The organism is Microbispora siamensis (assembly GCF_016863095.1).
In the GTDB taxonomy this organism is placed as follows: domain Bacteria; phylum Actinomycetota; class Actinomycetes; order Streptosporangiales; family Streptosporangiaceae; genus Microbispora; species Microbispora siamensis.
In genome coordinates, this window is record NZ_BOOF01000078.1 from 20,530 (window position 1) to 29,022 (window position 8,493).

The window sequence follows — 8,493 nt, forward strand, 5'->3', positions numbered from 1 at the left end:
TCACTCCTTGGTGCCCCCGGCCGTCATGCCCGCGACCAGGAAGCGCTGTGCGAAAAGGAAGACGATCAGCACCGGCAGCACCGAGATGACGGTCGCGAGCGCGAGCGTGGGCAACTGCACGGACTGGGTGCCGGCAGAGCTCGGGTTGAACGCCGGGGTCGAGGCGAGCAGGGAGGTCAGGCCGACCTGGATGGGGTAGCCCTCGCTCGACGGCAGCATCACGAAGGGCAGGAAGAAGTTGTTCCAGTTCTGGACGAAGCTGAAGAACGCGACCAGGGCGACGATCGGCGCGGCCAGTGGCAGCGCGACCCTCGTGAACACCTGGAACTCGCCGCATCCGTCCAGGCGCGCCGCCGCGAGCAGGTCACGCGGGACGCTGGTGGAGAAGTAGATGTAGGTGAGGTACACGCCGAAGGGGAAGAACGACATCGGCAGGATCACCGACAGCGGGCTGCCGATCAACCCAACCACGTTCAGCTCGAGGAAGATCGGCAGCACCAGCGCGGTGTTCGGGATCAGCATGACGATCAGCGTCAGCACCAGGAGCAGCCGCCGGAAGCGGAACTCGGTCAAAGCCATCGCGTAACCCGCCGGGATGCTCGCGACGAGCGTGATGACGAGCGCACCCAGGGCGTACAGCGCCGAGTTGCCCACCCACGCGGTCACCGCGCCGTCCTGGAAGCCGAACAGCTGCTCCCAGTTGGCGGCCAGGTCTCCGATGGCGCCGGGCCGGAACGGGTTCTCGACGATGAGCCCGTGCGCCGACTTCGTCGTCGCCAGCAGCAGCCAGACGATCGGGATGACGAAGAACAGCACGAAGATCGCGACCACGACCGCGACGATCGTCCGGCCGCTCCAGCCGCTGACGCTTTTCCGTCGCGCCACTGCGCGGCCGGCGTCCACTGTCGTCATGAGCTCAGCCCCTCTCGAACAGGCCGCCGCGCGTCACGAAGACGGCCGACAGCGCGAGGGCGACGACGAGCAGCAGCAGGGAGATGGCCGCCGCTCCGTTGAAATCGTTCTGCTGGAACGCGTACTGGTACGCGAGCTGGTTCAGCGAGTAGTCGTTGGGCACGATCGCGTTGCTCGCCTGCGAGAGCAGTTGCGGCTCGACGAACAGCTGCGTGCCGGCGGCGAGCGACATGATGCCCATGTACGAGATCCACTTGCGCAGCATCGGCAGCTGGATGTGCCAGGCGATCTGCACCGTGCCGGCGCCGTCGATGCGCGCGGCCTCGATCACGTCGGCGCTGATGTTGTTGAGCGCGCCGTACATGATGACGATCCAGCCGCCCGCGCCGGTCCAGAACGCGATGACGGCGAAGACCGGGGGCAGGTTCGCCGGCACGATGACCTGCACGAAACTGGAGAAACCCATCAGACGCAGCAGGCCGCCGACCGGGCTGGCGGTCGGGTCGAGCACGAACAGCCACAGCAGCACGCTCGACGCGCCCGCGAGGGCGCCCGGCAGGTAGAAGACGAACCGGAGCGTCCGGCTGAGCCAGCGCACGCGGACCGCGTGGACCACGATGGCCAGGAAGGAGACCAGTACCACCAGGGCCACCAGCCAGATCACCAGGTAGAGCGCGACGTGCCCGACGGCGGGCAGGAAGCGGAAGTCGCTCATGACCTTGGTGAAGTTGGCGATGCCCGCGAAGCCGCCGTCGCCGTCGGTGAACGCGAGGTAGAGGGAGTAGAGGGCCGGAAGGATGCCGAACGCGACCGTCAGCACCGCGTACAGGGCGATGAAGGCGTAGCTCATCGCGCTCCGCTCGCCACCGTCGCTCCGGCCGGCCGGCCGCCCGGGCGGGATCACCGCAGACCGGGCGGCCTCATCGGTAACCGTCATGTCACTTGACCGTGTAGCCGTTGACCTGGGCCTGGTTCTTGATCGCGGTCCCCCACTCGGGAAGGAGATCGACCAGGTTCTTGCCGTCGGCGATCGCAGGGGTGATCGTCTTGGCCCAGATCGCCTCCTGGCTGAAGACCCCGGAGCCCCACCCGGTCCAGATCTGCGACCCCGCCTTGATCAACGCCTGGAGGTCGGTGGCGTAGTAGCCGCTCGACTCCTGCTTCTTGACCCACTTCTCCGCGGCCGACGCGTAGGCCGGGTATCCGGGAGCCAGGTTCACCTGGTAGTCGTCGGCCGTCGTGACGAACTCGACGAACTTCTCGGCCGCCTTGAGGTTCTTCGAGTGGCTGCTGACGAACCAGGTGCCGCCCCCGACGTTGCCCGTCGCGGGGCTGTCACCCTGCCAGGCCAGCGGTGCCGCGACGCCGAGCCGGCCCGCGGGGACGTTGAGCGACTGCGGGTTGTTGAAGATGGCGCCCGCGTACCAGGCCGGGCCCGGCATCAGGAGCACCTTGCCGGTGTACTTCTTCACGAACTCCGGAGTGAAGACGCTCAGGTTGGGGACGGTGCCGTTCTTGATCAGAACGTCGAGCATCGACGCGACGCGCTTGCACTCCGTGCTCTCGGTGTTGACCGTGACCGACGTGGGACCGGTGATGCCGTTCGCCTGGCACTTGCCGCTCCAGAAGTAGATCTCCGGGGCGAAGGAGTCTCCGACGGCGCCGACGATGTAGCCGGGGTGCTCCTTGGCCACCTTCTCGCCGAGCGCCTGGTACTCCTCCCAGGTGGTGGGGAGGCTGTAGCCGAACTTGTCGAGCAGGTCCTTGTTGTACCAGAGCGCCACCTGCGCCAGGTCGTTGCGGAGGCAGTAGACCTTGCCCTCGACCGTGCACGGCGCCAGCGCACCCTGCGTGAAGCCGTCGAGCGTGCTCTTCGGAACGAGCCCGCTGTTGAGCACGGCCGCGAACGCCTGCTTGCCGTTGCTCTTCTGGCTCGCCCACGCCGCGTCGTTGTTCTGCGTCGAGAACACCACATCGGGCCAGCCGCTGCCCGCTCGGTCGAACAGCTGCACCTTCGTGCGGAACGAGTTCGAGCCGTTCGCGGAGCCGTCATACGTGACGACGTTGACCTTCACGTCGGGGTTGGCCTTCTTGAAGGCGTCGGCCGCGCCCGAGCGGTCGGCGTCCACCCACACCGTGATCGCGGCCTTGTCGTCCTGCGTCACCTGCGGAAAGCCGTAGGAGCCGACCGAAGAACCGCCATTGCCGCCGCAGCCGGCCAGCGTGAGGACGATGGCGAGAGCACCCACCCCGCCCATCATGCGCATCCGCCGCTCGGCACATCCGACATGCCTGTTAAGCACCATTTGATGTCCTTTTGTCTCTGTCCCCACATTGACGACTCGCGCGGTGTGATGAAAATAGAGCATACGTATGACGTGTGCAAGCGGTTCAACCACCGCAGAGAGTGAGGACACCCGATGAAGGGTGCTGCATACATGGGCGGGGGTCGCCTCGCGACCGTGCCCGTGGACGTCGCGCCGCCCGGTCCCGGCGAGATCCAGGTCGCCGTCGCCTACTGCGGGCTGTGCGGAACCGACCTCCACATCGTGCACGGCGACATGGACGCCAGGGTGCGGACGCCTCTCGTGTTCGGTCATGAGACGTCGGGCACGGTGGCGGCGATCGGCGCGGGCGTGGAGGGCTGGAAGGTCGGCGACCCCCTGACCGTCATGCCGCTGGTGTGGGACGGCACCTGCCCCGCCTGCCTCGCCGGTCACCAGCACATCTGCCAGAACCTCGTCTTCGTCGGCATCGACTCCCCCGGAGGTCTCCAGCAACGGTGGAACGTCCCGGCCTCGATCGCCGTACCGCTCCCCCCCGGCCTCGACCTGCGTACGGCGGCGCTGGTCGAGCCCGTCGCCGTCGCGGTACACGACGTCCGGCGCTCCGGCCTCCAGGTCGGCGACCACGCCGTCGTACTCGGGGGCGGCCCCATCGGGGTGCTCATCGCCGTCGTGGCGCGGAACGCGGGCGCCCACGTCATGGTCGCCGAGGTCGACGCCTCGCGCAGGAGCCGCGTCGCCGAGCTCGGCATCGAGGTGATCGACCCCTCCTCCGCCGACATGGTCGCCGAGGTCGAGCGCTGGACGGACGGCGTCGGCGCCGACGTGGTGTTCGAGGTGTCGGGAGCCGCAGCCGCGGCCCGCTCCGCCACCGCGCTGGCGAAGGTGCGCGGGACGATCGTCGTGGTGGCCATCCACTCCGCCCCTCGCGAGCTGGACCTGCAGCGCGTGTTCTGGCGCGAGCTCCGGCTGCTGGGCGCCCGGGTGTACCAGCGGTCGGACTTCGAGCGTGCCGTCGACCTGCTCGGCAGGGGGCTGATCCCCGCGGAGTCCCTCGTCTCCGGCGTCGTCCCGATCGAGGAGATCGCCTCCGCGTTCGACGACCTCTCGGCGGGCCGGGCCATGAAGATCCTGGTGGACGTCGCAGGGGAGGCCAGGGCATGAGTGGCCTGTTCGACCTCCACGGCCGTCTCGCCGTCGTCACCGGCGCCCGCCGGGGCATCGGCCGCGCCATGGCCGAGGCCCTCGCCGCCGCCGGTGCGGACATCATCGGTGTGAGCGCTCGGTCACGGGCCGACGACGAGATCGCGGAGTCGATCCGCGGGCTCGGCCGGTCCTTCGAGAGCCGGGCGGTCGACTTCGCGGATCGCGACGCCGTCCTGGCGCTGGGCGCCGAGCTCGCGGAACGGGCCCCCGACATCTTGATCAACAACGCGGGCACGATCGAACGGGCCCCCGCGGCGGAGCATCCGCTCTCATGGTGGGATCGGGTGATCGAGATCGACCTGTCGAGCCAGTTCGCCCTCACGCAGCTGGTCGCACGTCCGATGCTGGAGCGGGGCGGCGGCAAGATCGTGTTCACGGCGAGCATGCTGAGCTTCCAGGGCGGGATCAACGTGCCCGGCTACACCGCCGCGAAGTCGGGGATCGCCGGCCTCACCCGAGCTCTCGCCAACGAGTGGGCCCCGCGTGGCGTGAACGTCAACGCCATCGCGCCCGGCTACATCGCGACCGACAACACGGCGGCGCTCCGCGACGACCCCGAACGGTCGCGGTCGATCCTGGAGCGGATTCCGGCCGGACGCTGGGGCCGCGGCGACGACATCGCGGGAGTGACGGTCTTCCTCAGCTCGGCGGCGTCCGACTACGTCTGCGGCGCGGTCATCCCGGTGGACGGCGGGTGGCTGGCGAGATAGCGCGTCGCCACGACGTGAGAGGCGGGGAAGCCGTCCGGCTTCCCCGCCTCATCGTCGTCCGGCGGCTACTGCGAGACCCCCGGGAAGGTCCGCAGGTGCGGCTCGATGCCGGCCTGCTCGATCACCCGCTGCGCGTCCTCGGGCCAGGCCGTGCCCGACACCTGGACGTTGTCGATCAGCTGGTTGTTGTGCTCGGTGGTGTTCGGCGTCTGGGTGACGCCGGAGTTGTACCAGTTGTGCTGGAGCACGTTGTCGCTGGTGTTGTTGATCGTCCCGTAGGAGTTCGTGAACACCCACACTCCGCAGTCCTGGACCACGTTGTTCTTCATCGTCACGTAGCGCGATCCCTCGTCCAGGTAGAGACCCACCGTGCGCCTGGTGTCGTAGATGTAGTTGCCGCTGAACACGGCGCCGGGGTTGGCCGACAGGTTGTACAGGCTCCCGCCGTCGTGGAAGACCTTCTTCACACCGTGGATCAGGTTGCCGGTCACCTCGGTGTTCCTGAGCGTCGTCGGCGTGGTGTAGATCGGCTGGAAGTCGTACAGGCCCCGGTTCTTGTAGTCCTGGCTGCCGCCCACGTCGTTCGCGCCCCAGCCCCAGCCGGTGTCGATCCCGTCGTAGGCGAGGTTCGAGACCTCGTTGTGGCTGATCACGGCGTGGTCCACGTAGGTGGACAGGATGCCCGACATCTCCTTGTAGTCCTTCGCGACGTCGGTCACGAAGTTGTTGTCGATCGTGATGTCGCGCAGGGTCATCGCCGGATTGCTCGGGTGGTGGGCGTCCGGCTGCACGCCGCCCACGACGACCCCCGCGCCACCGAGGTCGGTGAACAGGTTGTGGTGGACCGTCGTCTCGGTGACCCCGAGCCCGATCCCGGCTCCGTTGGCGTTGGCGTCCAGGCCGATGCCGAGGCCCACCTGCCCGAGGTGGGCGAAGGTGTCGTCCGTGAACTTCACGCGGGTGGCCGCGGCCACCTGGACCGCCGCCGGCATCTGGTTCCAGCCGTTGCGCGCGCCCTCGAACAGTTTGCAGCCCGACTGGCAGTTGGTGAGGTAGTCGGCCGGCTGCGGGACGGTCTTCGCGATGAAGGCGCCGTTCTGCTGGTCGGCATAGCCGATCGACGAGCCGGGGGACAGCCAGGTCGAGTGCGAGAACTGGATGCCCGAGAAGGTCAGATCGTGCACCGGTTCCGCGTAGCTGCCCGCGATCTGCACGAGCGACTCGAGGGAGGGCAGCACGAACGACGCGCCGTTCGGGTCCTCACCGGCGGCGGCACGGTAGTACAGCTTGCCGGCGGAGGGGTCGAGGTACCACTGCCCCTCCTGCAGGAACGCGTAGGAGTTCTCGAGCAGCAGCTGACCGCCCGCGAACGGGCGTGCCAGGGTGTCGTAGCCCCAGTTGTTGTTCTGCCACGCGGGCTGCTGCATGGTGATCGTCGTGCCGCTGATGCTCTTCACGGGGGCGTACCGATCGGTGAAGGAGCCCTGGCTCTCGACCTCGATGCGGCTCTGGTCCGGCAGCGTCGCGAGGTAGTTCAGCGCGGGATTCTTGATCTCCATGCCGGATTCGGTGATCGTCACATCGCTGCGAGCGATCTTGATCGCCGCCCGCGGCACCGCCGCGTCGTTCTTGTAGAGCTGGCGGCTGTCCTGCCCCTTGGGCACCGAGGCGACGAAGATGTTCTTTCCGGCGTCGTACGACGTCCAGCCGGTCACGGCCCCGCCGCCCGAGATGATCGGGTGCGCCCCCTTAGCGGCGGTCCAGGTCACCGGCTTGGCGCTGGTGCCCGAGTCCTCCGCGGTGAAGCGCAGCGGCTTGTCGAGCCGGTAGGTCCCGTCCCTCAGCTCGACCGTCACGGCGCTGCCCGCGCGCGCCGACGCGCGTGCCATCGCCTGCGCCGCCGGCAGCGTACGCAGCGGCTTGCCCGGCGTGCCCTGATTGTGATCGTCGCCGTTCGGCGAGACGACGATCGTGGTCCGGCCGGGATGCGGCGGCACGGCGAGCGCCGGCGTGGCGCCGGCCACGACGACCCCGGTGGCCACGAGGGAGATGCTTCCCACGAGGGATGCCAAATGGCCTTGTCTCACTTGTCCCTGGCTCCCTTGGTGCATGTGACGTAACACATAATAGGTATGATGAAAGCGGCGCAACGGGCCTGAGTCAAGAGGGGTGATTTCCCGGGCATGAGTGAGCAACGGAGCGAAGGCCCTGCGAGCAGCCGTCGCGTCGAGGTCTCCACGCTGGGTGAGGCCGTGCTGCGGCTGTCGCCCCCGACGGGCGAACGGCTGCGCGACTGCGCCCAGTTGCGCGTGCACGTCGGCGGCGCCGAGGCGAACGTCGCCGTCGCCCTGGCATCGGTCGGCGTGTCCGCTCGCTGGACGTCGGCGCTGCCCGACACGGTCCTCGGGCGCCGGGTCGCGGACTCACTGGCGAGCGCCGGCGTCGTCCTCGACACCGTGCGGTGGACGGCCGACGAGCGCCTCGGACTCTACTTCGCCGAGATCGGCTCCCCGCCGCGCCCGACGAGCGTCCTCTACGACCGGGCCGGCACCGCGTTCGGCTCGCTCCACGCCGACCATCTCGACTGGGCTGCCGTGTGCGAGGCTCGGATCATCCACCTGACCGGCATCACCGCCGCTCTGGCGCCGGGGTCGGACGCGCTCGTGCTGCGAACGGCGCGGGAGGGGCGCAGCCGTGGCGCTCTGGTCGTCTACGACGTCAACTATCGGGCGGCGCTGTCCTCACCGGAGGAGGCCGCCTCGTTCACCGCCGAGGTGGCATCCGACATCGACGTGTTGATCTGCCGGGCCGAGGACGCGCGCGATCTCTTCGGCCTGGCCGGCGATCCCCCGGCGCTGGCGGACGATCTGGCGAAGAGGTTGGGAGTCGGCCGCGTCGTGGTGACGGCCGGGGCCGGCGGCGCCGTCGCACGGTGGGACGGCGAGTCCTTCGCCGCCCCCGCACTGCCCACCGTCGCAGTCGATCGGATCGGCGCCGGGGACGCCTTCGCGGCAGGCATGCTGTGGGGCGTGCTCGACGGTTCCCCCGAAGACGCGCTCCGCCGGGGGACGGCGATGGCCTCCTTGGCCATGACCGTGCAGGGAGACCAGTGCCGCTTCAGCGCCGAGGAGGTGCTGGAGCTTGCCCGGGGCGCCGGGCGTGAGGTCCGCCGGTGAACCGGCTCACGCGCGGGTTGATTCTGGGTGTCCTGACCGGCTGAATATCTCACTGACCTGCGCGGCGACGCCTGCCGCCGCGCCCACTCATGCCGGCCATCTCGCCTGAACCGTTCAGATGTGTCGTACTGATCGCACGCCGTCGGACCCCTCGCCAAGGGCCGTCTCGATCAGTCGTCATACTCTTGCAGGGAACGGCGAGGA

The 8,493-nt window shown here is 68.8% G+C and carries 7 protein-coding genes; 3 read left to right on the forward strand and 4 right to left on the reverse strand.

Going from position 1 to position 8,493, the window contains the following annotated elements; genetic code table 11:
- From Msi02_RS41095 to Msi02_RS41105, 3 genes are read right to left on the reverse strand one after another with little or no spacing between them, the layout of a single operon-like run.
- Nucleotides 1-912, reverse strand: coding sequence for a carbohydrate ABC transporter permease (locus Msi02_RS41095; protein WP_204053132.1), 912 nt, complete (start codon nucleotides 910-912; stop codon nucleotides 1-3).
- A 4-nt stretch (nucleotides 913-916) separates the two neighbouring features.
- Nucleotides 917-1,849: a carbohydrate ABC transporter permease gene (locus Msi02_RS41100; protein ID WP_193209258.1), complete on the reverse strand. Its 933-nt coding sequence runs from the start codon at nucleotides 1,847-1,849 to the stop codon at nucleotides 917-919.
- A 1-nt stretch (nucleotide 1,850) separates the two neighbouring features.
- On the reverse strand, nucleotides 1,851-3,218 hold the full coding sequence (locus Msi02_RS41105; RefSeq protein WP_204053133.1) for an ABC transporter substrate-binding protein: 1,368 nt from the start codon (nucleotides 3,216-3,218) through the stop codon (nucleotides 1,851-1,853).
- A gap of 114 nt (nucleotides 3,219-3,332) precedes the next feature.
- Here Msi02_RS41105 and Msi02_RS41110 point away from each other — a divergent pair, with 114 nt between their 5' ends.
- The gene (locus tag Msi02_RS41110; protein ID WP_204053134.1) at nucleotides 3,333-4,361 is read left to right on the forward strand and encodes a zinc-dependent alcohol dehydrogenase; all 1,029 of its coding nucleotides are present in this window, start codon (nucleotides 3,333-3,335) and stop codon (nucleotides 4,359-4,361) included.
- Entirely contained in the window at nucleotides 4,358-5,113 is a 756-nt protein-coding gene (locus tag Msi02_RS41115) for an SDR family oxidoreductase (protein WP_204053135.1), read from the forward strand. Before Msi02_RS41110 ends, Msi02_RS41115 begins: the two co-directional genes overlap by 4 nt.
- Before the next feature lie 65 nt (nucleotides 5,114-5,178).
- Here Msi02_RS41115 and Msi02_RS41120 read toward each other — a convergent pair whose 3' ends face one another.
- Complete coding sequence (locus tag Msi02_RS41120; RefSeq protein WP_204053136.1) at nucleotides 5,179-7,155, reverse strand: right-handed parallel beta-helix repeat-containing protein; 1,977 nt, start codon at nucleotides 7,153-7,155, stop codon at nucleotides 5,179-5,181.
- A gap of 141 nt (nucleotides 7,156-7,296) precedes the next feature.
- On the opposite strand from Msi02_RS41120, the gene Msi02_RS41125 reads away from it, so the two are divergent.
- Nucleotides 7,297-8,289: a sugar kinase gene (locus tag Msi02_RS41125; RefSeq protein ID WP_204053137.1), complete on the forward strand. Its 993-nt coding sequence runs from the start codon at nucleotides 7,297-7,299 to the stop codon at nucleotides 8,287-8,289.
- The last annotated feature ends 204 nt before the right edge of the window (nucleotides 8,290-8,493 follow it).

Excerpts from the sequence above, each read along its gene's own strand:
- Msi02_RS41095 (WP_204053132.1), bottom strand. The coding sequence starts at position 912 with ATGACGACAGTGGACGCCGGCCGCGCAGTGGCGCGACGGAAAAGCGTC.
- Msi02_RS41100 (WP_193209258.1), bottom strand. The coding sequence starts at position 1,849 with ATGACGGTTACCGATGAGGCCGCCCGGTCTGCGGTGATCCCGCCCGGG.
- Msi02_RS41105 (WP_204053133.1), bottom strand. The coding sequence starts at position 3,218 with ATGGTGCTTAACAGGCATGTCGGATGTGCCGAGCGGCGGATGCGCATG.
- Msi02_RS41110 (WP_204053134.1), top strand. The coding sequence starts at position 3,333 with ATGAAGGGTGCTGCATACATGGGCGGGGGTCGCCTCGCGACCGTGCCC.
- Msi02_RS41115 (WP_204053135.1), top strand. The coding sequence starts at position 4,358 with ATGAGTGGCCTGTTCGACCTCCACGGCCGTCTCGCCGTCGTCACCGGC.
- Msi02_RS41125 (WP_204053137.1), top strand. The coding sequence starts at position 7,297 with ATGAGTGAGCAACGGAGCGAAGGCCCTGCGAGCAGCCGTCGCGTCGAG.